The 25,615-nt window shown below is 71.7% G+C and carries 26 protein-coding genes; 1 reads left to right on the top strand and 25 read right to left on the bottom strand.

Going from position 1 to position 25,615, the window contains the following annotated elements:
• Positions 1-8: 8 nt before the first annotated feature.
• From fliP to ACFY3L_RS36185, 20 genes are all read right to left on the bottom strand, one after another.
• A complete protein-coding gene (fliP, locus tag ACFY3L_RS36280) occupies positions 9-773 on the bottom strand; it encodes a flagellar type III secretion system pore protein FliP (RefSeq protein ID WP_389334775.1) in 765 nt (254 codons plus the stop codon).
• Positions 770-1,069: a flagellar biosynthetic protein FliO gene (locus tag ACFY3L_RS36275; RefSeq protein ID WP_389334772.1), complete on the bottom strand. Its 300-nt coding sequence runs from the start codon at positions 1,067-1,069 to the stop codon at positions 770-772. The genes fliP and ACFY3L_RS36275 overlap by 4 nt, the downstream gene beginning before the upstream one ends.
• Before the next feature lie 48 nt (positions 1,070-1,117).
• Positions 1,118-1,861: a flagellar motor switch protein FliN gene (gene fliN / locus ACFY3L_RS36270; protein ID WP_389334769.1), complete on the bottom strand. Its 744-nt coding sequence runs from the start codon at positions 1,859-1,861 to the stop codon at positions 1,118-1,120.
• A complete protein-coding gene (locus ACFY3L_RS36265) occupies positions 1,858-2,883 on the bottom strand; it encodes a flagellar motor switch protein FliM (protein ID WP_389334766.1) in 1,026 nt (341 codons plus the stop codon). Before ACFY3L_RS36265 ends, fliN begins: the two co-directional genes overlap by 4 nt.
• A gap of 97 nt (positions 2,884-2,980) precedes the next feature.
• Positions 2,981-3,448 carry a flagellar basal body-associated protein FliL gene (gene fliL / locus ACFY3L_RS36260; RefSeq protein ID WP_389334763.1) on the bottom strand — a complete coding sequence of 156 codons (468 nt, stop codon included), beginning with the start codon at positions 3,446-3,448 and terminating at the stop codon, positions 2,981-2,983.
• Between the two features lie 12 nt (positions 3,449-3,460).
• Positions 3,461-4,381, bottom strand: a complete 921-nt coding sequence (locus ACFY3L_RS36255) for a flagellar motor protein MotB (protein ID WP_389334760.1) — start codon at positions 4,379-4,381, stop codon at positions 3,461-3,463.
• An 85-nt stretch (positions 4,382-4,466) separates the two neighbouring features.
• Positions 4,467-5,240: a flagellar motor protein gene (locus ACFY3L_RS36250; protein ID WP_389334757.1), complete on the bottom strand. Its 774-nt coding sequence runs from the start codon at positions 5,238-5,240 to the stop codon at positions 4,467-4,469.
• A 3-nt stretch (positions 5,241-5,243) separates the two neighbouring features.
• Positions 5,244-5,528: a flagellar FlbD family protein gene (locus ACFY3L_RS36245; RefSeq protein ID WP_389334754.1), complete on the bottom strand. Its 285-nt coding sequence runs from the start codon at positions 5,526-5,528 to the stop codon at positions 5,244-5,246.
• 164 nt (positions 5,529-5,692) lie between these two features.
• A complete protein-coding gene (locus ACFY3L_RS36240; RefSeq protein WP_389334751.1) occupies positions 5,693-6,916 on the bottom strand; it encodes a flagellar hook protein FlgE in 1,224 nt (407 codons plus the stop codon).
• A gap of 14 nt (positions 6,917-6,930) precedes the next feature.
• Complete coding sequence (locus ACFY3L_RS36235; protein ID WP_389334748.1) at positions 6,931-7,392, bottom strand: flagellar hook capping FlgD N-terminal domain-containing protein; 462 nt, start codon at positions 7,390-7,392, stop codon at positions 6,931-6,933.
• A 72-nt stretch (positions 7,393-7,464) separates the two neighbouring features.
• Entirely contained in the window at positions 7,465-9,951 is a 2,487-nt protein-coding gene (locus ACFY3L_RS36230) for a flagellar hook-length control protein FliK (protein ID WP_389334745.1), read from the bottom strand.
• Entirely contained in the window at positions 9,948-10,952 is a 1,005-nt protein-coding gene (locus tag ACFY3L_RS36225) for a transglycosylase SLT domain-containing protein (RefSeq protein WP_389334742.1), read from the bottom strand. The genes ACFY3L_RS36230 and ACFY3L_RS36225 overlap by 4 nt, the downstream gene beginning before the upstream one ends.
• On the bottom strand, positions 10,949-11,383 hold the full coding sequence (locus ACFY3L_RS36220; RefSeq protein WP_389334739.1) for a cell envelope biogenesis protein TolA: 435 nt from the start codon (positions 11,381-11,383) through the stop codon (positions 10,949-10,951). The genes ACFY3L_RS36225 and ACFY3L_RS36220 overlap by 4 nt, the downstream gene beginning before the upstream one ends.
• Positions 11,383-12,708: a FliI/YscN family ATPase gene (locus tag ACFY3L_RS36215; protein WP_389334736.1), complete on the bottom strand. Its 1,326-nt coding sequence runs from the start codon at positions 12,706-12,708 to the stop codon at positions 11,383-11,385. The genes ACFY3L_RS36220 and ACFY3L_RS36215 overlap by 1 nt, the downstream gene beginning before the upstream one ends.
• The gene (locus ACFY3L_RS36210) at positions 12,705-13,505 is read right to left on the bottom strand and encodes a FliH/SctL family protein (protein WP_389334733.1); all 801 of its coding nucleotides are present in this window, start codon (positions 13,503-13,505) and stop codon (positions 12,705-12,707) included. The genes ACFY3L_RS36215 and ACFY3L_RS36210 overlap by 4 nt, the downstream gene beginning before the upstream one ends.
• Positions 13,489-14,499 (bottom strand): flagellar motor switch protein FliG, encoded by a 1,011-nt coding sequence (gene fliG / locus ACFY3L_RS36205; protein ID WP_389334730.1) that lies wholly within the window; start codon positions 14,497-14,499, stop codon positions 13,489-13,491. The genes ACFY3L_RS36210 and fliG overlap by 17 nt, the downstream gene beginning before the upstream one ends.
• A 15-nt stretch (positions 14,500-14,514) precedes the next feature.
• Positions 14,515-16,131, bottom strand: coding sequence for a flagellar basal-body MS-ring/collar protein FliF (fliF, locus tag ACFY3L_RS36200; RefSeq protein WP_389334727.1), 1,617 nt, complete (start codon positions 16,129-16,131; stop codon positions 14,515-14,517).
• On the bottom strand, positions 16,131-16,439 hold the full coding sequence (gene fliE, locus ACFY3L_RS36195; protein WP_389334724.1) for a flagellar hook-basal body complex protein FliE: 309 nt from the start codon (positions 16,437-16,439) through the stop codon (positions 16,131-16,133). Before fliE ends, fliF begins: the two co-directional genes overlap by 1 nt.
• A 2-nt stretch (positions 16,440-16,441) precedes the next feature.
• A complete protein-coding gene (locus ACFY3L_RS36190) occupies positions 16,442-16,846 on the bottom strand; it encodes a flagellar basal body rod protein FlgC (protein ID WP_389334721.1) in 405 nt (134 codons plus the stop codon).
• A gap of 2 nt (positions 16,847-16,848) precedes the next feature.
• On the bottom strand, positions 16,849-17,190 hold the full coding sequence (locus ACFY3L_RS36185; RefSeq protein WP_389334718.1) for a flagellar basal body rod protein FlgB: 342 nt from the start codon (positions 17,188-17,190) through the stop codon (positions 16,849-16,851).
• A 295-nt stretch (positions 17,191-17,485) separates the two neighbouring features.
• Between ACFY3L_RS36185 and ACFY3L_RS36180 the strand changes: the two genes are divergently transcribed.
• The gene (locus tag ACFY3L_RS36180) at positions 17,486-19,639 is read left to right on the top strand and encodes an MMPL family transporter (protein ID WP_389334715.1); all 2,154 of its coding nucleotides are present in this window, start codon (positions 17,486-17,488) and stop codon (positions 19,637-19,639) included.
• A gap of 484 nt (positions 19,640-20,123) precedes the next feature.
• Here the strand turns inward: ACFY3L_RS36180 and ACFY3L_RS36175 are convergent, their stop codons facing one another.
• From ACFY3L_RS36175 to ACFY3L_RS36155, 5 genes are all read right to left on the bottom strand, one after another.
• A complete protein-coding gene (locus ACFY3L_RS36175) occupies positions 20,124-22,310 on the bottom strand; it encodes a glycosyltransferase (protein ID WP_389334712.1) in 2,187 nt (728 codons plus the stop codon).
• A 96-nt stretch (positions 22,311-22,406) separates the two neighbouring features.
• Positions 22,407-22,751: a hypothetical protein gene (locus ACFY3L_RS36170; RefSeq protein WP_389334709.1), complete on the bottom strand. Its 345-nt coding sequence runs from the start codon at positions 22,749-22,751 to the stop codon at positions 22,407-22,409.
• Positions 22,748-23,134 carry a flagellar export chaperone FliS gene (gene fliS / locus ACFY3L_RS36165; RefSeq protein WP_389334706.1) on the bottom strand — a complete coding sequence of 129 codons (387 nt, stop codon included), beginning with the start codon at positions 23,132-23,134 and terminating at the stop codon, positions 22,748-22,750. The genes ACFY3L_RS36170 and fliS overlap by 4 nt, the downstream gene beginning before the upstream one ends.
• Positions 23,135-23,166: 32 nt before the next feature.
• Positions 23,167-24,525, bottom strand: a complete 1,359-nt coding sequence (fliD, locus tag ACFY3L_RS36160; protein ID WP_389334703.1) for a flagellar filament capping protein FliD — start codon at positions 24,523-24,525, stop codon at positions 23,167-23,169.
• A 78-nt stretch (positions 24,526-24,603) separates the two neighbouring features.
• Positions 24,604-25,458: a flagellin gene (locus ACFY3L_RS36155; RefSeq protein WP_389334701.1), complete on the bottom strand. Its 855-nt coding sequence runs from the start codon at positions 25,456-25,458 to the stop codon at positions 24,604-24,606.
• Between the last annotated feature and the right edge of the window lie 157 nt (positions 25,459-25,615).

The following is a 25,615-nucleotide window of genomic DNA, read 5'->3' as shown; positions in this document are numbered from 1 at the left end:
TCACCTCGTCAGTGGTAGCTGGCCACGAGGGCGGTGAGGATCAGCCCCCACCCGTTGACCAGGACGAACAGCAGGAGCTTGAAGGGCAGCGCGATGGTGACGGGCGGCAGCATCATCATGCCCAGCGACATGAGGGCCGCCGAGACGACCATGTCGATGACCAGGAACGGGATGTAGATGACGAAGCCGATGATGAACGCGGCCCGCAGCTCGGACAGCACGAACGCGGGGATCAGCGTCGACAGCGGCACATCGTCCTTGTTCTTCGGCAGCGGACGGTCGGCGATCTTCGTGAAGAGCGCGATCTCGTCCTTGCGCGTCTGCTTGAGCATGAACGCCTCGAGCGGCTGCACCCCGTCCTTGAAGGCCACCGCCTGGGTCTTCTCCCCCTTCAGGTAGGGCTGGAGGCCGACGTCGTTCACCTCCGAGACGACCGGCGACATGATGAAGAGGCTGACGAACAGCGCCAGGCCGGCGATCACCTGGTTGGGCGGCACGTTGCTGAGGCCGAGCGCGTTGCGGGTGATCGACAGGACCACGAAGACCTTCGTGAAGCTGGTCGTCATCAGCAGCAGCGACGGCGCGATCGACAGCAGCGTCAGCAGGATGATGATGGTGATCGACTGGCTGGGCTGCACGCCGCCGACGTCGATGTTGACCGTGCCGTCGGGTGGGCTCGGCGACACCGGTGGCTTCGGCGTCGGGGCGGCGTTGGCGGCGGCGGGCAGGAGCAGCGCCGTACCGAAGGCTGCGAAGGCCAGCAGGGACTTCATCGCCGGCCCTTCAGGAACCGCCAGGTCTCCGCCGAGAGCAGCGACCCGGCCAGGGGCGACGGGCGCGGGTCCTCCGGCGCGCCGGTGGAGAACAGCGAAGCGTCCGCGTCGGCCAGCAGTGACACCCCCGTGTCGCTGACGCCGAGCACGAGGGCCCGGTCGGCGACCTTCACGACCGCGACCGACGAGCCCCGGCTGAGCTGCTGGCGGGCGAGCACGGTGACCAGTCCCGCGCCGTGGCCGCCGCCGGCACCGCGCCGGGCCAGCCGCGCCAGCGCCCAAAGTAAGATGAACACTACGGTGAGTGAGCACATGACTCGCAAAGCAAGCTCGAACATCAGCGACTACGCCCGATCCGACGGGCCGACGATCTCGGTGATCCGGATGCCGAAGTTCTCGTCGATCACGACCACCTCGCCGCGGGCGATGAGCCGCCCGTTGACGAGCAGGTCGGCGGGGCCGCCGGCGGCCCGGTCCAGCTCGATCACCGCGCCGGGGGCGAGCGACAGCAGCTCCCGCACGCTCATCCGGGTCCGGCCGAGCTCGGCGGTGACCTCCATCTCGACGTCGTGCAGAAGGTCGAAGGCCGGCGGCCGGCCGCGGTCGTCGCGATCGTCGCGGAAGTCGCCGGAGCCCCCGCCGGAGGTCACCTCGACCGCCACGGCCAGCGCGACGACGGCGTGGACGGCGCCCTCGTCGGTGGTGAGCGGCACCAGGACCCCGCCCACGGCGACGAGCTGGCCCATGGCGTCGGCGGGCTGGAGCACCTCGCCCGGATCGACGACGACCGGCCCGACGGTGGTCGCCGCGGCCTCCAGGGCGGGCCGGACGGCCTGGCTCAGGTCCAGGGCGCCCATGGGGGAGTTCGCGAGCGCCTCGACGAGGTCCTGGGTGACGACGATCGCGACCTCGCCCTGCGCGGTGCCGGCGAACCGCGCGCGAACGGCCTGGCCGTCGATCGCGAGCTCGTCGACGTTCTGCGTGGGCGCACCGACGGAGAGCGGGGAGCTGGCGGGCAGCAGCGCCACGGCGGCCCGTGCGGCCGCCTCGGCGCGGGCCAGCAGTGCCTCGTTGGTGGCGATGGTCATCGGCGGTTCTCCTCAGCGCGGTTCTGGCCGAGCTGTCCGGCCGGCTGTCCTGTGGGCCGGTGTGTCGGTCGTTGACCCGGCTGTGGGCTCGGCACCACGAGACAGGCCAGACGGTTGCCCTGCGCGCCCGGGACGGCGTAGGCGAACGTGATGTCCGCCGTGGTCACCGCCAGCGGCGTCGAGGTGGTGTGGGCGAGCGGCACGACGTCGCCCGGCCGCAGCCCGATCAGGTCGGCGGGGTGCATGCGGACCGGCTGGAAGCGCACCGCGACCTCGATCGGCGCGCCCTCCAGACCGGCGACCACGTTGCGGTAGGCGACCTCGCGGGCGACCCGCTGCGCCTCGGTGAGCACCGCGCTGCCCTGCTCGCCCTGCAGCTTCGGGAAGATCGAGCCGAACGGCAGGCAGATGCTGGCCACGCACTCCTCGCTGCCGACCCGCATCTCGAAGGACGCCACGATCACGGCGTCGGAGGTGGCGCCCGCCTGGGCGAACTGGGGGTTGTACTCGATCGTCGTCATCTCCGGCCGTAAGGCCACGATGCCCTCGAAGGCGTAGCGCAGCTCGCCGAGCGTCCGCTCGATGAGGCCGTGCAGCAACGGCATCTCGATGTCGCTCAGCGGGCGTTGTGGCTGCGGACCGCCCGGGCCGCCGAGCATGTGGTCGATGCAGGCCATGGCGGTGCTCAGGGAGAACTCCAGGATGGCAGTGCCGGGTAACGGGTCGATGCTGAACATGGCGACGACGGTCGGGCTGGACAGGCCGCTGATGTACTCGTCGTAGGTCAGCTGCTCGATCGAGATCAGGCTGACCTGCGACACCGCCCGGAGGCTGGTGGTCAGCAGCGTGGCGTACTGGCGGGCGAAGGTCTCGTACGAGATCTGCAGGGTCCGGATGTGTTCCCGGGACAGTTTGGTCGGACGACGGAAGTCATACGGCTCGGGACCGGAGCTTTTACCGCCACGCCGGCTCATCTTGCCGGGCGTGCGGCCGCTCCCGGTCGCCGACGTTGACTGCGTCACTCTCTTACCATCGGTCTTTTTGGGTGCAGCTTGACGGAAAACGGCCGAAACGGACCTAGAGGTTTCCTTGAAACCCCCCAGATCCGCCGGTTCGGGCCTACTGGATCACGAACGACGTGAAGTACACGTCCATGATCTCTTTCTCCTTGTTGACCGTGTACGCCTTCTCGATCTTCTCCCTGAGCTCCGCCTTCGAGCGCTCCCGCTCGGTGTTGGACATGAGCTCCGCCATCGGCCGGTTGCTGTACAGCTCGATCGCGATGTCCAGGGCCTTGCTGCCGTCCGGGGCCTCGGTCACGTCCGCGGTCGCCTGCAGCGACAGCCTGAGCTTCAGGAAGTGCCCGTCGGCCAGGTTGATCGTGACCGGGTCCAGCGGCACCACCGCGCCCGGCTCGGGCTCGGGCTCCGCGGTCGCGGAGGACGGCTTGAACATGAACCAGCCGCCCGCCCCGCCGCCCAGCAGCACCACCACGATCGCGATGATCATGATGAGCTTCTTCCTGCCCTTCTTCGGCGCCTCGCCGGTCTCCGGGGGAGCCGCGGCCGCCTTCTCGTCCTTCGCCATCCGGGCCGCTCCTTACGAGGTCGGGGCGGCCGAGGGCAGCAGCGCCCGGGTGTCGGCCGGAAGGGAGGACAGGACGATGATCTCCACCCGCCGGTTGAGCGACGCCGCTCGCGGGTCTTCCACCGCGTACAGCGGCTTCGTGTCGGCGTAGCCGGACGCCATCAGGCGGTTCTCCGGGATGCCGGCGTTGCTGTGCAGGAAGCGCACCACCGTCGAGGCGCGGGCCGTGGACAGCTCCCAGCCGCTGGGGTAGCTGCCGGTCGTGGCGGCGAGCTGGTTGGTGTGCCCGTCGACCTCGATCTTGTTGGGCAGGCCGGCGATCGCCGGGCCGATCCCGGCCATGATCTCCCGGCCGGCGGACAGCAGCTGCGCCTCGCCGCCGTCGAACACGATCGAGCTGGTGACGACGGTGACGATCAGGCCGCGCTCGTCGATGCTGAACTTCACCGAGTCCTGCAGGCCCTGCTTCTCGAGGCTCTTCTCGATCTGGGCCTTGATCTTCTCGAAGTTCTCGACCTCCTGCTGCGCGGCCTTCTGCTTCGCCGACGCCGACGCCCGCTCCTTCGCCGCCACGGCCTCCTGGATCGCCGTCGCGTCGCTGGTGGTGCCGCCGATGCCCGAGGACAGGTCCATCGGGGAGTCGCTGTCGGAGGACTCCATCAGCGTGGACTCGCCACCGTCGAACGCCACCGAGGGGGAGCCGAAACCGACCGCGAGACCGTTCTTGAGCTCCGCGAACTTCTTCTGGTCGACCTGGCTGATCGCGAAGAGCACGATGAAGAGCACCATCAGCAGCGTCATCATGTCGGCGTAGCTGACCAGCCAGCGCTCGTGGTTCTCGTGCTCCTCCTCGTGCGCGCCGTGCTTCTTGCCGTGGCCCTTCGCGTGCGCGCCCTTGGTGCCGCCCTTGGCGGCGTGCCCACCTCCGCTCACGCCGCCACCTCCGCTGCGCTACGGCGTCGGCCTGAGCCAACCTGCGCCGAAGATGAGCGGACCGAGCCGCTTCGCTGTCCGCTCATCAGGCGGCCTCCTTCTTGTCAGTGGCGCTGCCCGGCGGCAGCAGGCTTCGGAGCTTCTGTGCGACCAGGCGGGGGTTGGCCCCTGCCTGGATGTTGATGATGCCGGCGATCACGAGCTCCATCTGTGCGCACTCGAGCTCGGACAGCCGTTTCAACTTGGCTCCCATCGGCAGCCACATGACGTTTGCTGAGAGAACTCCCCAGAGCGTCGCCACGAAGGCGCCGGCGATGAGGTGGCCGAGCTTGTCCGGCTCGCTCAGGTTCTCCAGTACGTGGATCAGGCCGATGACCGTGCCGATGATGCCGATCGTCGGCGCGTACCCACCCATGCCCGTGAAGATCGTCGCGGCCTGCTTGTCGGCCTTGCGTTTCGCGTCCACCTCGGCCTCGAGGATCGTCGCGAGCTCCTCGGAGTCGGTGCCGTCGATGGCGAGCTGCAGGCCCTTCTTGAGGAACGGGTCCTGCACCTCCTTCATCGCGTCCTCGAGGGCCAGCAGCCCTTCGCGCCGGGCCTTCTCGGCGAGCTTCACGATGTCGTCGACGAGCGCGTCGGCCGGCACCACGTTGCCCAGCAGCACCCGCTTGAAGGAGTCGCCGAGCGCGATCGTGTCCTTGAGCATGCCGCCGGCCATGGCCGCGCCGATCGTGCCGAAGAAGACCAGGATCAGTGGCGGCAACAGGAAGATGGAGCCGGGGCTGCCGCCTTCAAGGATCATCGAGGTGAAGATCGCGATGAAGGCGAGCACGATCCCGATGATGGTGGCCGGATCCATGTGTCAGCGCTCCCGACGGTGGAGATGAACGACGTTGGTCTCCTTGGCGCGCTCCCGGACCTCGTCGGCGCGCTCCGCCGACGTCTGCCCCACGAGCTGCTGTGCGTCCACGACCACCTGGGCCCGGTACTGGCGGATCAGCGCCACCAGCTCCGGCAGTGACTCGGCGATCAGATACTTCGTGCCGTCGACCAGGGTCACGACCGTGTCGGGGGTGCAGTCGGCCCGCTCGACCAGGTCGGGGTTGAGGGCGAACACCGGGCCGTTGAGCCGGGTCAGCAGGATCATCGACGCGCTCCCGTCCTTGGTGGTAGTGGGCGAGGCCCCCTCCGTGGTGCCTTCGGATTTCACATCGGACCGATCGGCCGACAGGTGAGGAGTTGACGGTTGCCGTGGAGGTGCTACGCAAAAGGCCCACTCCGAAGGGTGGGCCTTTTGTCCGGTAAAATCCTTTACCGCTTCAGGTTCACCAGCTCCTGCAGCACCTCGTCCGACGTGCTGATCACCTTCGAGTTCGCCTGGAAGCCGCGCTGCGCCACGATCAGGTTCGTGAACTCCTGCGCCAGGTCGACGTTGGACATCTCCGTCGCACCGCTCTGCAGCGTGCCGAGACCCGCGGTCCCGGCGACGCCGACCTGCGCCAGGCCCGAGTTCACCGTGAAGCGGTACAGCGAGTCGCCGACCTTCTCCAGACCGGGCGGGTTGTTGAAGTTGGCGAGCGCGAGCTGCGCCACCGTCTGCTTGTTGCCGTTGGAGAACACGCCGACGAGCTGACCGTCGGGGTTGATGTTGAACGACTGCAGCGTCGCCGCCGGCGAGCCGTTCTGGCTCAGCGGGCTCACCGTCGTGCTGCCGGTGTACTCCGTCAGGCCCGCCAGGTCCACCTCGACGCCGACGCCGTCGCTGTCCGGGTCGTACAGCAGGCCGATCTTCGTGTTGCCGTTCGAGTCGGTGTACGTGGGCCCGCTGATCTGCCCGTTCGGCAGGAACGTCAGGCTCGCCGGGGACGACGGCGTGGTGCCGTCGCTGACGCTGACCTCCCAGCCGCCGGGGGTCAGCGTGAACGTCGACGTCAGCGTCACCACGTTGCCCTGCACGTCGTACGTCTTGATGGACCGCGGGATCGTGGTGTTCACCGGGGCGTCGGCCGGCAGGTTACCGGCGATGACCATGTTCCGGGTGGCGTTCGGCGCGATCAGCGTGCCCATCGGCAGCCGGATGTCACCGATCGGGGCGTTCGTGTTGACCGTGCCGTTCACCGCCGGCCAGCCCTGCACCGCGGCGCCGGTCGGCGTGACCAGCTTGCCCTCGGCGTCGAAGTTGAACGCACCGGCCCGCGTGTAGAGCATCTCGTCGACGGAGTTGACGACGAAGAACCCGTCGCCGGAGATCATCACGTCGGTCGCGCGACCCGTCGTCTGCGCCGAGCCCTGGATGAAGCTCGTGTTGATCGCGCCGAGCCGCACACCCAGGCCGACCTGGGCGGGGTTCGTGCCGCCCTGCCCCTGCTGCGGCGCGCCCGCGGCCCGCATCATCTGGCTCAGCGTGTCCTGGAACACCACCTGCGACGACTTGAACCCCACGGTGTTGACGTTGGCGATGTTGTTGCTGGTGACATCCATCATCTGCTGGTGGGCCCGCAGACCGCTGATGCCGGAGAAGAGTGAGCGGAGCATAGGGAGGGGTCCTTTCAGGATGCCGGGTTGCGGACTTCCTTGACCGCAGTGAGCGCGACATCCGTGTCGCCGACCCGCAGGGTGGGGCTGGTGCCCGAGAACGTCGCCGCGGTCACCACGCCGGACTGCTCCTTGCCGTCCTTGTCGGTGTACGCGACGGTCTTGCCGATCAGGTTGCTCGCGCCGAGCTGCAACTGCGCGGTGAGCAGGCTCTGCTGCGCCGTCGCCAGATCGGTCAGCTTCTCGACCGTGGTGAACTGCGCCGTCTGCGCCAGGAACTCCGAGTTGTCCATCGGCTTCAGCGGGTCCTGGTACTTCAGCTGCGCGACGAGCAGCTTCAGGAACGCGTCCTTGCCCAGGTCGCCGCCGGGCTTCGCGGGTGCTTCCCGCTTCGTGCCGTCCGTCTTCGCGACGTCGCCGGGCGCGTCGGTCTTCGGCACGTAGTCGCTGACGTTGCCGGAGACCGGCTTCGGCACGTAGTCGCCGACGTTGCCGCTGACCGGGCCGGAGACCGGCGTGATCGGGGTGGTGATGGCGAAACCCCCTACCTAGATGCGCACGTCGACCAGGGCGTCCGGGTCGAGGACCGGTTCGGTGGTCCTCGACTCGGCTGCCTGCTGATGAGATCGACCTCGCGACTGCCAACCTGAGAACTGTTGCGACTGGTTGCCGGGCCGGTCAGCGTCCTGGTGCAGATCCAGGGTGCACTGCCCGAACCCCGCGTCCCGCAGGTCCTGCCGCAGGTCCGGCATCGCCGCCTGCAGCGCGGCCCGCGCCGCGTCACTGCCCGCCGCCAGCTGCACGGCGATCGTCCCGTCCCGCACCTCGGCGACGATGCTGACCTGCCCCAGGTCCCCGGGGCTGAGCTGGATCGTCATCCGGTGCACCCCGTCGGGCCCTTTGCGCAGCGGCGTCAGCACCATCGCCACCTGCGTCGCCACCGGCGCGGGCGGCGGTGCCTGCGCGGGCGCCGGAGCTGCCGCGGCGGCCTGCGTCATCGGCGTTTGCGGCAGCTGTACGACGACCGCCTGCCCTCCGCCGGCAGCATCCTCGATCCGCGCGGAGCGCTGCGCGTGGCCGTGCCCGCCGGGTGTCCCGCTCTGCCCGCCCCGCCCCTGCGCGTCGCCGGCGAGCGCCCCCTGCGCCGCCTGCTGCGCCACGAGCTGCGACACCTGCTGGCCGCCGTCGGTGACCCCGCCGCGCGCCTCGGCCGGCACCGCGTCGGTGGCGGCGATCGCGGCCGGGGGCACGCTCTGGAGGAGCGCCTGCGGGCCCGCCTGGTCGCCGGCCTCACCGGCGGACCGGGCCACCGGCTGGGCGCCGCCCGGCTGGGTGCCGGAGTGGGCTGCCGGGTGGGCGCGGTGCGGCGCTTCGAGGGGCGTCGTGGCCGGCGCGGCCGCGGGCTGCGGTGCCTGCGCCGCCAGGGCGGCGTCGCCGGTGACCTGGACGGTCGCCGGGCCGGCGTGCTGGGCGGTGTTCTGGGCGGTCGCCGGGGCGGTTCGCTGCGGCGCCTGCGGGAGCTGGGCCGGGTCGGCCGCCGGGGCAGGCGTCGCGGGTGCCGCCTCCTGCGCCGTCAGCAGCGCCGTCGCCTGGGCGAGCAGGCTCTGCGCGGGGGCGGCCGGGACGGCGACGGGTGCTGCCCCGGAGGGAGGCGCCTGCGTGGCGCCGGACGCCGGCCCGACGGGCGCGGTCACCGGTGCGGTGGCGGTCAGACCGGCACCGGGAAGCGGGTTGCCGGTCCAGGCGGCCAGATCCGGCCGGGCCCCGCCGGCGGCCGGCCGCACGGCTCGGGGGTCGGCCGGCGACTGCGGCGGAGTCGCGAGCCGCGCCGCCGGGTCGGGCAGCGCCTGGCCGGCGGCCTGCGCCCCGATCAGCGCCGCGCCGTGCCCGCCTGCCTGTGCCGCGAGCTGCGTCCCGGCCTGTGCCGCGAGCTGAGCCGCTCCGGCCTGTGCCGTGAGCTGCGTCCCGGCCTGCGCCGCTTCGGCCTGTCCGCCGGCCTGTGCCGCGAGCTGTGCCGCGGCCTGCCCGCCGGCCTGTGCCGCGAGCTGCGCCCCGGCCTGCGCCGCGAGCTGCGCCCCGGCCTGCGCCGTGGGGTGCGTCCCGGCCTGCGCCGCGAGCTGCGCCCCGGGTTGGACCCCGAAGTAGGGCGTGGTCCGGGACCCGGCCTGCGCTCCGGTCTGCCCCTCCGGTTGTGCCCCGATTGCGGCCCCGCTCCCGGTCCCGGTGGGGGTGTCGGGCCGCAGGCCGGGCCGCGCCTGGGACAGGGTCTGCGCCAGGGGTTGTTCCTGCGTCTCCGACCCGGCTGTGGGCACGGACTGGGGCACGGACTGGAGCACGGTCTGGGCTTCGAGCCGGTGCCCGGCCGGCGGTGCCGGCTGGACGGTGGCGGGAAGCGCCGGCTGGGCTCCTGGCTCGGCGGCGGCGAGAGGGACGGTCACCACGGTCGGGGTGGTCTGGGCGGCGGCGGCCCGCAGCATCGCCTCCAGAGGGCGCCGCACGGCCCCCTCGGCGACCGGGCCGGCAGCCGGGCCGCCGGGCCGCCCTTCGGCGACCGCGCCGTCGCTGTGCTGCTCTGCAGTGACCGGGCCGGCGGGGCGCTGCGAGCGAGGCCGCGCGGCGTCGGCAGCCGGGTCCGCCGGAGGGCGGGGCGCATCCCGTACCGGAGCGGCGGCGGCATCGCGGGGCGCCTGGGGCCGCTCGGGGTCGGGGCGCCGCATCACGGGCTCGCGGTGCTGCTGGGCGGCCGCGGTGGAGGCGAGGGTGTCCGCCTCGGAGGTGCGGCGGCGGTCGTCGCCGGCCCGGCGGTCCCGCACCGGGAAGCGCCGGTCCCGCGCCCTGTCCCAGTCGCGGTCCTGCGCATGACCCTGATCCAGGCGGCGGTCGCGGGCGCCCTGGGTCGGTGCGCCCTGGGAGGCGCGGCCGTGGGTGGCGGCGGCCAGGGCCGCCGCGAACGCGTCCGAGGAGCCGCGCTCGGTGGGCTGGTCGGCGGCGCGGGTGGCGGCGGCCAGCCGGGTGACGTCCAGTGGTGCGGTCATGCGAAACCCCTTCCCGCGAGCTGCTCCATGGCCGCCTTGACCTTGGGGATGTAGGCCTGGGTCTGCGCGAACGGCGGGATGCCCCCGTAGCGGCTGACCGCGCCGCCGCCCGCGTTGTAGGCGGCGAGGGCGAGGTCGATCGAGCCGAAGCGTTCGAGGTTCGACGACAGCATCCGGGCGGCGCCGTCGACCGCCTGGGCCGGGTCGAGGGCGTCGACGCCGAGGCCGCGGGCGGTGGCCGGCATCAGTTGCATGAGGCCCTGCGCGCCGGCGCCGCTGACGGCGGCCGGGTCGTACCCGGACTCGACCTTCGCGACGGCGGCCAGGAGGGAGGGTGAGAGGCCGTACTTCGCGCCGGCCTGGTGGAAGAGCTCCGCGTAGGGCACCTCCGCCGGCGTCACCGCGGTCGCCCCGGTGAGGGCGGCGGGCCGGAGCGCCGCCGGCGCCGGCGCCGCGGCGAGCGAACCGGCTTGCGCCCCACCGGTCAACGCCGCCGACCACGCCGGGTCCAGGGAGGTGTTGACGATCCGGCGGATGGCGGTGGGTGTCTCGTACACCTCCTGGACCTTCACCACGTCACCGGCGTGCGGGGCGGCGATCATGCGGTTGCCGCCGAGGTAGATGCCGATGTGGCCGACGGGGCTGCCGAAGGCGAGCAGGTCGCCCGGGCGGGCGTGGGCCAGGTCGTGCACCGCGGTGCCCTGGCGCGCCTGGTCCTTCGCCACCCTGGGGAGCGTAACGCCGAGGTCGGCGTAGACCCGTTGGACGAGACCGGAGCAGTCCAGGCCGCTCTCCGGCCTGGTGCCGCCGAAGACGTACGGCGTGCCGAGGTACCGCTTCGCCGCGTCCACGACGTCCCCGCCGGTGACCGCGGGCGTGCTGTCCAATGTGGACTTCAGGGTCGCCGCGAACGCGGCCCCGCCGCCGGTCGCGGCCGGCGCGTCGAGCCCGATCCGGTTGCGGATCTCGGCCACGCGCGCCTGTGCCTCGAACACCGTCATGCGTCACCCCTGCGGTTGAAGGCGGCGGCGGTGGTGAGGTCGTCGACCGCCTTGGCCTCGATCGCGGCCGCCGTCCGCTTGCGGGTCAGGTCGTGCCGCTCCTGGAGCTTCTCGATCGTGCGGCGCTGCACGGCCGCGTCGGTGAGGTCGTCGAGCCGGTCCTGGACGGTCTGGTCGGCGAGCTCCGCCACGCCGATCGCCGCCGCGAGGGCCGTCGCCGTCGCCTGCCGGGCCATGAGGGTCGCGGCGAACGCCGCCGACGACGCTCCGTCCGGGACCCGCCGGCCGTCGAGGTCGCGCTCCCGGGCGTGCACCGCCCCGTGCGCCGCGGCGGCCTCGCCGCGGGCCCGGACGACGGCCGCCTTCGCCGCGTCCTCCTGGGCCTTGCGGGCCCGCAGGACCGCACCGAGCCGGAAACCGTTCTTCGCCATCAGGAGTTCACCAGCGCATCCAGCATCGACCACGCCCGCGGAGCCGGGGTGGTGTCGTCCATGTCCTGTCGCAGGAAGTCGTTGATCTGCGGCCACAGCGCCCGGGCGCGGTCGGCGTCGGGGTTGCTGCCGCTCACGTACGCGCCGATCTCGACCAGCTCCCGCACGTCGCGGTGGGCGGCGAGCATCCGCCGCATCGCGGTGGCGTTGGCGCGCTGCTCGCGGGTGGTGACCGCGTTGGCGACCCGGGACACCGACTCCAGCACGTCGATGCTGGGGAAGTGCCCGGACGTGGCGAGCCGCCGGTCCAGGGTGATGTGCCCGTCGAGGATCGACCGGGCGGTGTCCGCGATCGGCTCGTTGTGGTCGTCGCCCTCGACGAGGACCGTGTACAGGCCGGTGATCGAGCCGACCGGCGCCGGGCCGGCCCGCTCCAGCAGGCGCGGCAGCAGCGCGAACACGCTCGGCGGGTAGCCGCGGGTCGCCGGCGGCTCACCCGCGGAGAGGCCGACCTCGCGCTGCGCCATCGCGGTGCGGGTGAGGCTGTCCATCAGCAGCAGCACGTCCTGGCCGCCGTCGCGGAAGTACTCGGCGATCCGCGTCGCGACGAAGCCGGCCCGCAGCCGCACCAGCGGCGGCTGGTCGGAGGTCGCGATCACCACGACGGACCGGGCGAGGCCCTCGGGCCCGAGGTCGTTCTCGATGAACTCGCGGACCTCGCGGCCCCGCTCGCCGACGAGGCCGATCACGGAGATCTCGGCGTCCGTACCACGGGTGATCATGGACATGAGGCTGCTCTTGCCGACGCCGGAGCCGGCGAAGATGCCGATGCGCTGCCCGCGCCCGCACGGCACGAGCGTGTCCAGGGCGCGCACGCCGAGCGACAGCGGCTCCTGGACCCGGCCGCGGGCGAGGGCGTCGGGCGCGTCGTGCTCGACCGGGACCCGCTCCAGGCCGGTGAGCGGCGGCCCGCCGTCCATCGGGCGGCCGAGCCCGTCGAGGATGCGGCCGCGCAGCTGCGGGCCGACGGCGATCCGCAGCGGCGAGCCGGTGCCGCGCACGGGGCTGCCGGCGCCGACGCCGGTGAGCGGCCCGAGGGGCAGGCAGGCGAGCCGGTCGCCGTCGATGGAGACCACCTCGGCGGGGACCGTCACCCCGTGGCCGCCGTGCCCCGCGGGGGCGCCGATCTCGACGAGGTCGCCGACGCGGCCGTCGACGCCGGCGACCGTCACCGACAGGCCCACGATCGAGGTGACCCGGCCGCTGACGCGTGGGTTGGCGGCCTCGCGAGCGGCGGCGATGCGCTGCTGGAGCGACGACGTCACTGTTCGAGCACCTCCCGGACCCGGTCGAGCGCCGGCGCGAGCCGGGCGTCGACCGACGTGGCGTCGCACAGTGCGAGGGCGTCGCCCGGTCCGAGCGCCGGGTCGTCCACGAGGGACACCGTGCGGCCGTCCATGACCAGTTCCGTCTGTCCTATCGTCCGCCGGTCCGCCGGGTTGAGCCTGACCGTCACCGGACGTGTCCCGGGCACGAGCGCGAGCGCCCGCGCGAGGGCCTCCCGGCCGGGCTCGGTCGCGGTCCGCAGCTCGCGGCCGAGGACCGCCTCGGCGAGCGCGAACGCCGTCGCCACGATCTGGTCCTCGATGTCCTGCGCGGCCGGCACCGCCCGGCGCTCCAGCGCGTCGGCGGCGGCGCCGATCGCCCGCAGGGCCGACTCGACGAGGCGGCGGTGCTCCTCGGCGGTCGCGGCGGCCTCGGCGGCGACCCTGGCGGCCTGCGCGTCGGCGCCGGTCTTCGCCTCCCGCATGCCCTGCGCCCACCCGGCGGCGTACCCGGCGGCCTCCGCCTCCTCGCGGACCCGCTCGACGAGCTCCGGCGGAAACGTCTCGCGCTCGCGGAGGTCGACGTCGAACCGGGCCTGCGGCGCGGCGCCGGCGCGGTCGTCGGTGAGGACGCTCTCGCCGTACCGGACGGTCGCGGGGGTCTCCGGCGGCGGGAACGCGCGGGTCGCCGGGGTCGGTGGCGGCGGGGGCGGCGGCGGGAACGCCGGACGTGGCGTGCCCGCGCGCTTCTTCGCCGGCGGCGGGAAGGCAAGCGGATACTCAGCCGACGAACTCATCGTCGTCCCCTCGGCGGATCGTGATCTGGCCGGACTCCTCCAGGGTGCGGATCGCCTGGACGATCTTCGCCTGGGACTCCTCGACGGTGCGCAGGCGGACCGGGCCGAGCATCTCGATCTCGTCGGCGAGGTTCTCCGCGGCACGCTCGGAGAGGTTCTTCATGACCTTCTGGCGGACCTCCTCGCGGACGCCCTTCAGCGCGGTGGCGAGGTCGTTGGTCTCCACCTGGCGCAGCACGAGCTGGATGGAGCGGTCGTCGAGGGACACGATGTCCTCGAACATGAACATCTTCGAGCGGATCTCCTCCGCCAGCTCCGGGTTGCGCCCGGCGAGCCCTTCGAGGATCAGCCGCTCGGTGGCCCGGTCGGTCCGGTTGATGATCTCCACGAGCGGTTCGAGGCCGCCGACCGCGGACAGGTCGCCCGGCTGCAGCACCGAGGACATCTTGCGCTCCAGGGTCGCCTCCACCTTGCGGATGATGTCGGGGGAGGTGCGGTCCATGACGGCGATGCGGTGCGCGACGTCGGCCTGCAGCTCGGGGGCGAGCCCGCCGAGGATCTGCGACGCCTGCGTGGCGGTCATGTGGGCGAGGACCAGCGCGATCGTCTGCGGGTGCTCGTCCTGCAGGAACGACAGCAGCTGGCGCGGGTCGGCCTGGCCGAGGAAGCCGAACGGCACGTCCATGAAGACGGTGTTGAGCCGGCCGACGATCTCGCCGGCCCGCTCGCGCCCCAGCGATGCCTCCAGCAGGTCACGGGCGAAGTCGAGGCCGCCCTGCCCCACGTACCGGTGGCCGGTCGCCATGTCGTGGAACTCCTCGAGCACCACGTCGGCGATGTCGCCCTCGACCTGCCCGAGCCGCATGATCTCGGCGGTGAGCTCCTCGACCTCGGACTCGCGAAGATGCGCCATGATCTTCGCGGCGTCGTCCTTGCCCATCTGGACAAGGAGGATGGCTGCTTTCCGCAGCCCGGTCATCTCCCCGGTCGTCATCGGTCACCGGCCCGCTCAGCCGCGCCGGTCGGCGAGCCAGCCGCGCAGCAGCTGCGCGACCTCGTCGGGCTGCTTCTCGACCATCTGGGTGATGTCCCGGAAGCGCCCGTCGCGGTCGAACTCGGCGCCGGGCCCGCCGGCGCCCTCGAGCTCGTGGGCGCCGCCGACGCCGCCGTGACCCTCCAGGGCGAGCTTGACGCGGGCCGCCTCGATCGCCGCCTGCATCTCCTCCAGCGCCGCGTTCTGCTGCTCGGTGAGCTGCACCTTCTCCCGCTTGCGCCGGCGGCGGTTGGAGATGGCCGCGATGATCAGCAGAACCAGCAGGGCCAGGATGATCAGGCCCATCTGGATGTACTTCTGCAGCAGCTCGTCCTTCTCGGCCTTCGCGGCCTCCGCCTGCGCGCTCTGCTCGGCCGTGGCCTTGGTCGTGTCGAACGCCATCGAGCTGACCGCGATCTGGTCGCCGCGGGTCGCGTCGAGACCGACGGCGGAGGAGACCAGCTGCTGCAGCTGCGCCTCGTCGACCTTCGCCACGGAGCTGTCGACGATGACCGCGACGGCGAGCTTGCGCACCGCGCCCGGCGCGGTCTTCTTCGTCTCGGTGACCATGCCGACGGCGTTGTTGCGGGTCTCGGTGGACTGCTGATAGGTCCCGTCGCCGCCGGCGCCGGTGCCGTTGGGGACCTGGATGTTGTCCGGGCCGAGGACGCCGCCGACCGGGGTGCCGTTGCCGCCCGTGTACTGCTCGGACGTCTTGGACTCCGACAGCGGCGGCACGGCCGGATCCGCGACGTACTTCTGCGTCTTGGTCTCGGTCGCGTCGAAGTCGAGGTCCGCGGTCACCTGCACGACGGAGTGGCCCGGCCCGACGACCGTGTCGAGCATGTTCTGCAGCGCGGTGTTGAGCCGCTGCTCGTAGGCCGTCGTCTGGCCGGACTGCCCGTCGGGGGAGGACCCGGGGCCGTCGCCGGAGCCGGACAGGACCTTGCCGTTGGCGCCGACGACCGTGACCGCGCCCGGTTCGAGCCCTTCGACGCTGGAGGACACCAGGTGCACGATCGACGTGACGGCGCCGCCCGCCAGGGGCTTCGCGCCGGTGTCGACGAGCACCGACGCGGTCGGCGCGATCTGGTCGTCGGTGAAGACGTCCTTCTGCGGGATCGCGAGGTGCACGGTCGCCTTGTTGACGCCGTTGATCGCCTCGATCGTCTTGGCGAGCTCGCCCTCCAGGGCCCGGCGGTAGGTGACCTGCTGCATGAACTCGCTGGTCATGATGCCCTGCTTGTCCAGCAGCGAGTAGCCGGCGTCGCCCGCGGCGGGCAGGCCGGCCCCGCTCATCGAGATCCGCAGGCTGTACACCTGGTCGCTGGGCACGTTGATGGTGCTGCCGCCGTCGGACAGCGTGTAGGTGACGCCGTCGGCGTTGAGCTTGTCGACGATCGCGCTCGCGTCGGCGGCGGCCAGGTTCGAGAACAGCGGCGCCATGGTCGGTTTGCCGGCCCAGGTCGCGAAGAAGTACCCGCCGATCGCCAGGGCGAGCACGGCGACGATCGTGACCGCCCGCTGCCCGGGGGTGAAGGCCTTCCAGCCGTCGGTCCCCCGCCGCATGAGGGCGGTGAGCCGGTCACGCATCAGGCCTGCATCCTCATGATCTCGTTGAAGGACTCAAGGGCCCGGTTCCGCACGGCGACGGTGAGGCTGGTCGCGAGGTTCGCCTCGGTCGCGGCGATCATGTAGTCGTGCACGTCGGTCAGGCTGCCGGTGGCGGCCCGCACGGCGAGGTCGTCGGCGGTGTCCTGGACCTGCTGCAGCCGCTGGAGGCCCTGCGCGACCACGGCGCCGAAGTCGGTGCCCGACGACGACGGGGCGCTCGAGTCGGACGCGGAGATCGGTGGGAGCGCGGGAAGGGCACTGACGGCCCCGACGGCGTCGATGGTCATGGTCAGCCCTTCCCGATCTGGATCGCGGCCTGGTAGGCGTCCTTCGCCCGGTCGACGACCGTGAGGTTCGCCTGGTAGGCGCGCTGCGCCATGATCATCTGTGTCATCTGCGAGCCGAGGTCGATGTCGGGGTACTTGACGTAGCCCTCACGGTCGGCGAGGGGGTTCTCCGGCTCGTACACCAGCCGCCCCTTCGCGTCGCCCAGCGCGATGCCGGCCACGACCGCGCCGCCTTCCCCGGTGCCGTAGTCGACGGCCCGGGCCTGCACGTAGCGGGCGCGGAACACCTGGCCCGACGTCGACTGCGCGTCGTTCATGTTGGCGACGTTGTCGGCGACCGCGTCCAGCCACTTGCGGTAGACGGTGACGCCCGTGCCGGCGATGCCGATGGCGCTGAAGATGGTCATCGTCAGCCCCTGATCGCGGTCCGCAGGAGGCCGAACTTGTCGTCCACGCCGCGCAGCATCGTCTGGTACCGCAGGCCGGTGTCGATGTTGGAGAGGACCTCGTGGTCGAGGTTGACGTTGTTGCCGTCCTCGCGGGTCGGCTCCATCGACCGGGCCACGGCGATCGTCGCGTCCTGCGGCCTGCCGGCCTCGACCGCGTCGCGCAGGGAGTCCTCGAAGGACACCCGGCCGGCGAGGAAGCCGGGCGTCTCGATGTTGGCGATGTTGTCGGCGATCACCCGCTGCCGTTTCGCCAGCCCCGTCAGGGCGCTGTGCAGGGTGACCGACGTGACGTCTTCGAACACGAGTGGGACGCTCCCGTCCACCGAAAAACGGCTTCTTGCGGTGTGTCGCCGGTCCCTGGCCCTTGAAGTGAGCGATCCTTGCTCATTGGAGCCATCGGCACACGTCGGCCCGGGTTGAGGAATTCGGCCTCGGGGAAAACCCCCAATGCCCGAATCCGGGTGCGGCTCGGGTGCAGCCCGGATGTTCGGAGGCTGCGGAATCCATAGCGTCTCTTGCGTGGAGAAGAGACCAGTTACCGTACGGGTGGCGCGCTGGAGCGCGGAGCACCCTTGGCGCGCAATCGCTCTGTGGGTCGTGTCCGTCGCGGTCTGCTTCGTCGGCGGGAACCTGGCGGGGACCGTCGAGGCGAGCAACTCCGACCAGGCCATCGGCGAGTCCGGCCGGGCCGACGTCATCGTCAACGACGGCCACTTCGACGACCCGGCCACCGAGAGCGTCCTCATCACCGCCCTGTCCGGCACGCTGGACAGGACCGCCGCCGACAAGGCCGCCGCCGACGTGGCGACCGCGATGAAGGCGCTGCCCGAGGTCGCCTCGGTGAGCGACCCGCTGCCCTCCCACGACGGCAGTGCGCTGCTGGTCCGGGTCACCATGAGCGGCGACCCCGAGACCGCCCAGGACCACGTCGGCAAGCTGCGCGACACCACCGCCGGCGTGCAGCGCGCCCACCCCGGGCTGAGGGTCGAGGAGACCGGCGGCGAGTCCATCGGCCAGGCCATGGACGACACGCTCGGCAAGGACTTCCAGCGGGCCGAGTTCCTCAGCCTGCCGGTGACGTTCGCGATCCTCATCGTCGCGTTCGGCGCGCTCATCGCCGCCGGCGTGCCGGTGCTGCTGGCGCTGTCGTCGGTCGCGGCCGCGCTCGGCCTCTCGACGCTCGCTTCGCACCTGGTGCCGTCGACCGACACCACCGCCAGCGTCATCCTGCTCATCGGCATGGCCGTCGGCGTCGACTACTCCCTGTTCTACCTGCGCCGGGAGCGTGAGGAACGGGCGAAGGGCCGCAAGCACCTCGACGCCGTCGAGATCGCGGCCGAGACGTCCGGGCACGCGGTCGTCGTCTCCGGCATCGCCGTCACGATCGCGATGGCGGGCCTGTTCCTCGCCGGTGACGTGGTCTTCTCGTCCCTCGCCGTCGGCTCGATCCTGGTCGTGCTCGTCTCCGTGACCGGCTCGCTGACCGTCCTGCCGGCGCTGCTGTCGAAGCTGGGCCGCTGGATCGACCGGCCCCGCGTCCCGGTGCTGTGGCGCCTCACCCGGCCCCGCGCCGAGGGCGAGGGCCAGTCGAGGGTCTGGAGCTTCATCCTCCGGCCCGCCCTGCGCCGCCCGGTGGCCACGCTGGCGATCTCGGTCCTGGCGCTGCTGGCCCTCGCCGCGCCCGCGCTGAGCATGCGGCTGAGCTTCCCCGGCATGGAGGACCTGCCGCGCACCACGCCCGCGATGCAGGCCTACGACCGGCTGGTGAAGGCGTACCCGAGCAACGGCACCGTCCACACCGTCGCCGTCCGCGTCCCGGCCGGCCAGCTCGACGCCACGAAGGCCGCGCTGACCGAGCTGGCCGAGGCCGCCGCCGCCGACCCGCTGTTCGCGCCCTTGGACCTTCCTGCTGGGGCAGCGCCCGACATCGAGGTGTCCGCCGACGGCAAGGTCGCCGTGCTCGGCGTCGCCACCCCGTACGCCGGCCGCTCCGAGCAGGCGAAGGAGTCACTCGACAAGCTGCGGGAGGTCATGGTCCCGCAGACCGTCGGCAAGGTGCCGGGCGTGAAGGCGGGCTCGGACGCCGCCGTCGGCGGGTTCGTCGGCGCCGACGTCGACTACGCCGACCACGTCAAGCACAAGCTGCCGCTGGTCGTCGGGTTCGTGCTGGTGCTGACGCTGCTGGTGATGGCGTTCACGTTCCGCTCGGTGGTCGTCGCGGTCACCTCGATCGCGCTCAACCTGCTCTCCGCCGGCGCGTCCTACGGCCTGGTCGTCCTGATCTTCCAGGGCACCTGGGCGGAGGGCATCCTGGGCTTCACGTCCATGGGCGCGGTCGTGTCGTGGCTGCCGCTGTTCCTCTTCGTGGTGCTGTTCGGCCTGTCGATGGACTACCACGTCTTCGTCGTCAGCCGCATCCGCGAGGCGGTCAAGCAGGGCATGCCGACCCGTGACGCGGTGGCGCACGGCATCACCGGCTCCGCCGGCGTGGTCACCAGCGCGGCGATCGTGATGGTGGCGGTGTTCTCCATCTTCGCGACGCTGAGCACCATCGACATGAAGCAGCTCGGCGTCGGCCTCGCCGCCGCGATCCTGCTCGACGCGACGATCATCCGCGCGGTCGTCCTGCCCTCGCTGATGACCCTGCTCGGCAACGCCAACTGGTGGGCGCCGCGCTTCATACGGCCCCGCGAGGCGCCGCGGCCGCCCGCCCCGGTGATCGAGGGCGAGCTGGTCGGCGCGGGCCGCTGACCCCGAAGCCACGCAACGCCGGCACCGCTCCCTGTGGGGCGGTGCCGGCTGCTTCTGTCGCCGCTCCGGTTCCGCTGCTCCGGTTCCGCTGCTCCGGTTCCGCTGCTCCGGTTCCGCGGCTTCGGTTCCGCGGAGACCGCTCTGGTTCCGTGGACGCTGCTCTGGTTCCGTGGTCGCTGCTCCGATTCGGTGGAGGCTGCTTCGGCTTCGTGGACGCCGTCCCGGTTATGTCGACTCGCTTCGCTCACCGACATAACCGAAATGTCGGACATGTTCGCGCAGCGGACATGTCCAGGGAAGCCTGCCGTCCGGGGGAGCCTGCCGTCCGGGGGAGCCTGCCGTCCGGGGGAGCCTGCCGTCCGGGGGAGCCTGCCGTCCGGAGAAGCTGACCGTCCAGGAAACCTGACCGTCCGGCCGTTCGACTTGCCGGCATGCCGCCTGCTGCGTGTCGGCGTCTGCGTGCCGGGGCTCAGCCGGCGGGGGTTCAGGCGTCGGCGAGCTCGATCGAGTCCGACACGCGCGGGGCGAGGATGCGCATCTCCTCCAGGACCGGGGCGCTCTGGTCGTCGGGGACCGCAGCCAGGGCCTCGTTCAGCAGCGGCAGCGCGGCCTCGTCGTGGAACATCTCCAGGGCGATCGCCGCCGCCAGGGTCCGCTCCCGTGGCGTGCGCCGCGTGTTGGCGGACAGGGCGAGCAGCGTGCAGCGCTCCGCGAACCCGTGCTGCCGCAGCCGTGCCGACCACTCCATCGCCCGGATCAGCGGGACCAGCCGGCCGACCCGGGCCGCGACGGTCAGCACCGTCGGCTCGCCGGGGTACCGGCGCCACAACGCTTCAAGCAGCTCGTCGGCGGCCTCCGGCGGCGCCTCCGCGATGCCGAAGAGCAGCCCGCGCACCCCCTCGCGGGGCAGCAGCTCGGCGACCTCCGCGAGACTGCCGTCGGCGGCGCCCAGCACCTGCGCCATCCGGGCGACCGGCACCGGCACCCGCCCGTCCCGCAGCGACCTCCGCAGCTGCTCCGCCGCCTCCTGGTGCCGGTCCAGCCGGCTGAGCGCGTCGATGTGCAGCCCGGCGAAGCGGCCCTTGCCGACGCCGTACAGCAGGTCGTTCATGCCCGACTCCGGCAGCCTCGTGACAATCTCCAGGGCCCGCTCGTAGTCGCCCTCGGCGAAGCGCAGCTTGACCTCGTGCTCGTCGACGGTGAACGCGGTGCTGGCGATGCCGCGCAGCTCCTCGATGGTCTCGTTCGCCTCGGTCAGGCGCTTCAGCGCGAGGTACGCATCGGCGAGGATCTTGAGGAACAGGACCCGGTGGCTGTTCTCCTTCGCCTGCTCCAGGCCGCGGCGGGACGTCTCGACGGCCTCCTCGATGTGGCCGGAGCCGATCTGGGCGCGGGCGAGGTTGCCGATGGCGGTGATGCCGCTGACATCCTCCGCGGCGAGCTCCGCCAGGCGCAGGTTGCGCTCGGCCTTGCCCTTCACCGTCCTGCGCAGCTCGGTGTAGCCGACGTGGGTGAGCACCGCCATGGTCAGCTGCGGGCCGACCATGGGGGTCCCGGCGACCCGGTCGACGACCTGTTCGTGCAGCCGCCCGTACAGGCGCGACGGCGACCGGCGGAAGAGCCGGGGGAAGTAGATGGTGCTGTGCCCGGAGCCGCCCTCGTGGCCCTCCTGGTTGTCGATGGTGACGAAGAAGGCCCGGGTGTCGCCGCCGGCGGCGACGGCCGCCCGCACCGCCTTCGCGTCGCCGGTGAAGATCTCGTCGGCGTCGACCCACAGCGCCCACGTGCCGCGGCAGTGCTCCAGGCAGCGGTTGCGGGCGTCGCCGAAGTGCTCGTTCCAGTACCCCTCGACGACCCGGGCGCCGTGGGCGCGGGCGATCGCGATCGTGTCGTCGGTCGAGCCGGTGTCGTAGACGACGATCTCGTCGACCAGGTCGCGCAGCGCCTCCAGCGACCGGGCCAGCACGTCGGCCTCGTCCTTCACGATGAGCGACGCGCTGATCAGTGGCGCGCCGGGCTCGTCGGTGAACTCGCGGCGCAGCCCGCAGTCGGTCGACGACACGTGCGCCACCAGCGCCGCGTGCGCCACGGTGACGCGGCCCTGCACCGCGAGTCCGTCCCAGGGCAGGTCGGCGGTCGGCCCGCCGGCGATCGCGAGCGCGTCGCGGCGGATCGCCACGCACACGGGCCCGAGCCGGTCCACGTCGCTGAACTCGCCGCGATGGTCCTGCCGCCACTGCCTGGCGTACGACTTGAACGCCGCCGCGCTGGCCATCGCCTCCTTCGGCAGCTCGGCCTGCTGGGGGCCGAAGCTGTTGTGGCAGCGCGGGCCGGTGGCGACCACGGACGGGTCGCCGAAGGGCTCCAGGACGGGGTCGAGCCAGTGCGCGGACAGCACGACGTCGCCGTCGACGAGCACGACGATCGGGTGGCGGGTGGCGTCGACGCCGGCGGCCCACCGCTCGGCGACCCCCGCCCCGGCGGGCGACTCGATCACCTTCAGCCACTGCTCGCCGCGCAGCTCGCCGCGCAGGTCATGGCGGTCCGCCGGCAGCACGCAGACGACCTCGTCGCGCAGGCCGAGGGAGGCGCGCAGCGACAGGAGGCAGGCGTGGAAGTCGTCAGCGCTGCCCCCCGCGGCGACGATCACGGACACCGGGATGTGGGTCATACCGGTGTCATCGGCAGTTTCAGGCGTATTCGCAGTGCTTTTCGGGTGCGGACGAGCTTTCCGGCCCGGATCCCGCAGAGATCCCTCAGTGATCCCTCAGGTGCGGTTGTCCACGTAGACGGGCACGCTGTCGACCGCCTCGCGGTGCAGCCGGTTGACCAGCCGCGCCTGCTGGCGGTTGCCGGCGATCGCGATCGTGAGCTCCCTCGAGAGGTCGAGCTGTCGTTGCACGAGCCGCCGCGCCCGGTCCGCGAGCGCGATCGGCAGCGGCCCGAGCCCTTCCGGCGGGCTGAACGTCACCGGCGTCACCGGCGCGGACTCCAGCACGTCGCGGTGCCGCAGCATCTGCTCGACCTCGTCGGCCTCGAGCTCCATCGCGTCGAGCGCGGCGACCCAGGCCTCGTCCCACTCGCCGCCGGCCTCGTCCTGGGGAGCGGTCACGTCCCGGACCCGATCACCTGCGCGGCCGCCTCCCGCCACGCGTCGCGCAGTTGCTCGGCGAAGTTCTGCACGGCCTCGACCTTGCTCCGGTCACCGGTGACGTTGGCCTGGACCAGCTCGGTGATCAGGTAGCTGTACAGCGAGGAAAGGCCGGGGCCGCCGCTCCACGCGGTGGTGTCCAGCGTCGCCCGGAGCTCCATGATGATCTCCTGGGCGTGCTGGATCCGCGCCGACGCCGTCGGCTTGTCGCCCGTCTCCAGCGACTGGCCGGCGATCATCAGGTCAAGCACCAGCCGGTCGTACAGCATGACGAGCAGCCGGCTCGGGGGAGCGGTCGCGACGCTGTCGCTGACGTAGCGGTTGCGCAGGGCTTGCGTGGTCATTCGATCTCCAGGGGCCTGAGGGGGGAGCCGGCCTAACCGAGCGAGGCGAGCTGGCCGGACAGCCAGCTGCTCTGGTTCTTCAGCTTGCCGAGCGCGGTCTCCATGGCGCCGAACTGCTTCTGCAGCGCCGCCTGCCGTGCCTGCAGCCGGACGTCCCAGTCGTCGACGCGGTGGTTGAGGTCCGTGATCGCGTCGTTTCCGCTGGTGATCAATCGGGACAGCGTGCCGGTGTTGGTCTGGGTCGCCGTGTCCGCCACGCCGGCCAGCTTGTCGGCCAGGCCGGTCTTCATCGTGACGTCGGTCTGGGCGGTGTCGATGAAGAGCGCCTCGGTCTTCTCCGGGTCCGCGTCGAGCGCCGCGATGAACTTCGCCTTGTCGAACGTGAGCTGGCCGTCGCGGGTCAGCTCGATGCCGACGTCCTTGTAGCTGCCGTTGCTGGCGGTGCCGCCCGAGACGGTGTTGAGCACTCTGCTGGCGACCTGCGACATGGTGCCGTTGCCGGCGAGCGGGCCGCCGGGGACCGCGCCGCTCTTGTTCTTGGTCTGGGTGGAGATCTCCGACAGCGCCTGGTTCGCCGCGTCGATCATGGCCTGGACCTTGGTGGCGATGCCCTCGTTGTCGCGGGCGACGGTGACGGTCACCGGCGGGTCGGTCGGCTGCTGCACCTTCGTGGCGGTGACGGTGAGGCCGTTCATCAGGTCCTTGAACGTGTTCGTCGACGACGTCACCTTCAGCGGGGTGGCCGGGTCGCCGACGAGCAGCTCGGCGTCCGCGCCCGTGGAGACGATCTGCTCGGCGCCGAGGGTGAAGGGGTTGCCGCCGCTGCTGAAGTCGAAGGTCGACGCCTTGCCGGTCGTGGTCGACGTGAGCTGCATCGTGTACTGGCCGGGGGAGACCTGGAACGCGGTGGCCTTCACGCCGAGGTCGGGGGTCTTGTTGATCGCGTCGACGACGCCCTTGAGTGACCCGTCGGTGACGTTGACCGTCTTCGGCGTGCCGTTGACGTCGATCTGGAACGACGAACCACTCATGATCGTGTCGGTGGTCGCGGTGACCGTGCCGTTGAAGACGACCGCGTGGGCGGCGGCCAGCTTGTTCACGCGGAAGGACAGCGCGCCGCTCTGCGCGCCGCTCGACGTCGTCGTCGCGGTGGCGGCGTCCGAGCTCGACGTGGCGACGCCGCCCTTCCAGGCGGTGGGGTCCACCAGGGCCTTGGACGCGGTGAGCAGGGCCTTCATCTTGGTGTTGATGCCCTGGTACGCGGTGACGACCTTCTGCTGCGTGGCCACCTTGGCCTTGAGGGCCGTCTGTGGGGCGGCCTCGACCTGCATCAGCCCGCTGATGACCGACGAGGTGCTCATGCCCGAGATCAGGCCGTCGACGCTACCCATGGTGGAACCCCCTAGAAGAACTGCAAGACAAGCGCGCGGGGAGGAAACCTGGGTCCCCTCCCCGCCTTACCAGCGCTGTCAGCGCAACAGCGACAGCACGTTCTGCGGCGCCTGGTTCGCCTGGGCCAGCATGCTGGTGCCGGCCTGGGTCAGGATCTGCGATCTCGTGAACGAGACCATCTCCTGGGCCATGTCCGTGTCGCGGATCCGGGACTCGGACGCGGACAGGTTCTCCACGGCCACGTTCAGGTTGTTGATGGTGTGCTCGAAGCGGTTCTGGTACGCACCGAGCGTCGCCCGGGCGGTCGACACGCCCTTGATGGCCGTGTCGATCGCGGTGATCGCCGCGGATGCGTTGGTCACCAGGTCCAGCGAGTCGGTCCCCAGGCCGGTCGAGTCGAAGCCGCTCACGGCGACCGCGCCGAAGGCGGCGGTGCCGAGACTGACCGTGATCTGGTCCGCGGACGCGGTGTTGGCGCCCACCTGGAAGGTGCCGACGTAGCTGCTCGACGGGTCGAGCAGCTTCTGCCCGCCGAAGGACGTGGTGGTCGCGATCCGGTTCAGCTCCTCGTTCAGCTGCAGGAACTCGGTCTGCGCGGCGGTCCGCGCGTCGGAGTCCTGCGAACCGGTCGAGGCCGCCTGCACGGACAGGTCGCGCATGCGCTGCAGGATGGAGTGCGTCTCGGTGAGCGCACCCTCAGCGGTCTGCACGACCGAGATGCCGTCCTGCGCGTTGCGGACCGCGACCTTCAGGCCGCCGATCTGCGAGCGCAGGCCTTCGCTGATGGACAGGCCGGCCGCGTCGTCCGCCGCCCGGTTGATCCGGAAGCCGGACGACAGCTTCTCCAGCGACTTGCTCATCTGGCTGTCAGTCACCGACAGGTTCCGGTAGGAGTTCTGCGCGGCGATGTTGTTGTTGATCCTGAGGCCCATGCCAGTTCCTCCTTGAGCTCGGTCCGGCCCTCCGTGGCCTGTTCACGGGGCAGATCGGCCTGGGACGCGAACACTTGAGAAGAACTGGCAGGGCACGGCGCCCTGGGTGGGTGCCGTGCCCTGTCATGCCCTCGTCAGGTCATCGAACTCCAGCTCC

It is taken from the genome of Dactylosporangium sp. NPDC000521 (assembly GCF_042898305.1).
In the GTDB taxonomy this organism is placed as follows: domain Bacteria; phylum Actinomycetota; class Actinomycetes; order Mycobacteriales; family Micromonosporaceae; genus Dactylosporangium.
Note: the sequence above shows the minus strand (reverse complement) of the source record. Positions and strands in the feature narration are given on the sequence as shown.

Coding starts and splice junctions, on each gene's coding strand:
- fliS (WP_389334706.1), bottom strand. CDS start 23,134: ATGACCACGCAAGCCCTGCGCAACCGCTACGTCAGCGACAGCGTCGCG.
- fliP (WP_389334775.1), bottom strand. CDS start 773: ATGAAGTCCCTGCTGGCCTTCGCAGCCTTCGGTACGGCGCTGCTCCTG.
- fliD (WP_389334703.1), bottom strand. CDS start 24,525: ATGGGTAGCGTCGACGGCCTGATCTCGGGCATGAGCACCTCGTCGGTC.
- ACFY3L_RS36175 (WP_389334712.1), bottom strand. CDS start 22,310: ATGACCCACATCCCGGTGTCCGTGATCGTCGCCGCGGGGGGCAGCGCT.
- ACFY3L_RS36240 (WP_389334751.1), bottom strand. CDS start 6,916: ATGCTCCGCTCACTCTTCTCCGGCATCAGCGGTCTGCGGGCCCACCAG.
- ACFY3L_RS36230 (WP_389334745.1), bottom strand. CDS start 9,951: ATGACCGCACCACTGGACGTCACCCGGCTGGCCGCCGCCACCCGCGCC.
- fliF (WP_389334727.1), bottom strand. CDS start 16,131: ATGCGTGACCGGCTCACCGCCCTCATGCGGCGGGGGACCGACGGCTGG.
- ACFY3L_RS36190 (WP_389334721.1), bottom strand. CDS start 16,846: ATGACCATCTTCAGCGCCATCGGCATCGCCGGCACGGGCGTCACCGTC.
- fliE (WP_389334724.1), bottom strand. CDS start 16,439: ATGACCATCGACGCCGTCGGGGCCGTCAGTGCCCTTCCCGCGCTCCCA.
- ACFY3L_RS36155 (WP_389334701.1), bottom strand. CDS start 25,458: ATGGGCCTCAGGATCAACAACAACATCGCCGCGCAGAACTCCTACCGG.
- fliL (WP_389334763.1), bottom strand. CDS start 3,448: ATGGCGAAGGACGAGAAGGCGGCCGCGGCTCCCCCGGAGACCGGCGAG.
- ACFY3L_RS36245 (WP_389334754.1), bottom strand. CDS start 5,528: ATGATCCTGCTGACCCGGCTCAACGGCCCGGTGTTCGCCCTCAACCCC.
- fliN (WP_389334769.1), bottom strand. CDS start 1,861: ATGACCATCGCCACCAACGAGGCACTGCTGGCCCGCGCCGAGGCGGCC.
- ACFY3L_RS36220 (WP_389334739.1), bottom strand. CDS start 11,383: ATGGCGAAGAACGGTTTCCGGCTCGGTGCGGTCCTGCGGGCCCGCAAG.
- fliG (WP_389334730.1), bottom strand. CDS start 14,499: ATGACGACCGGGGAGATGACCGGGCTGCGGAAAGCAGCCATCCTCCTT.
- ACFY3L_RS36250 (WP_389334757.1), bottom strand. CDS start 5,240: ATGGATCCGGCCACCATCATCGGGATCGTGCTCGCCTTCATCGCGATC.
- ACFY3L_RS36225 (WP_389334742.1), bottom strand. CDS start 10,952: ATGACGGTGTTCGAGGCACAGGCGCGCGTGGCCGAGATCCGCAACCGG.
- ACFY3L_RS36210 (WP_389334733.1), bottom strand. CDS start 13,505: ATGAGTTCGTCGGCTGAGTATCCGCTTGCCTTCCCGCCGCCGGCGAAG.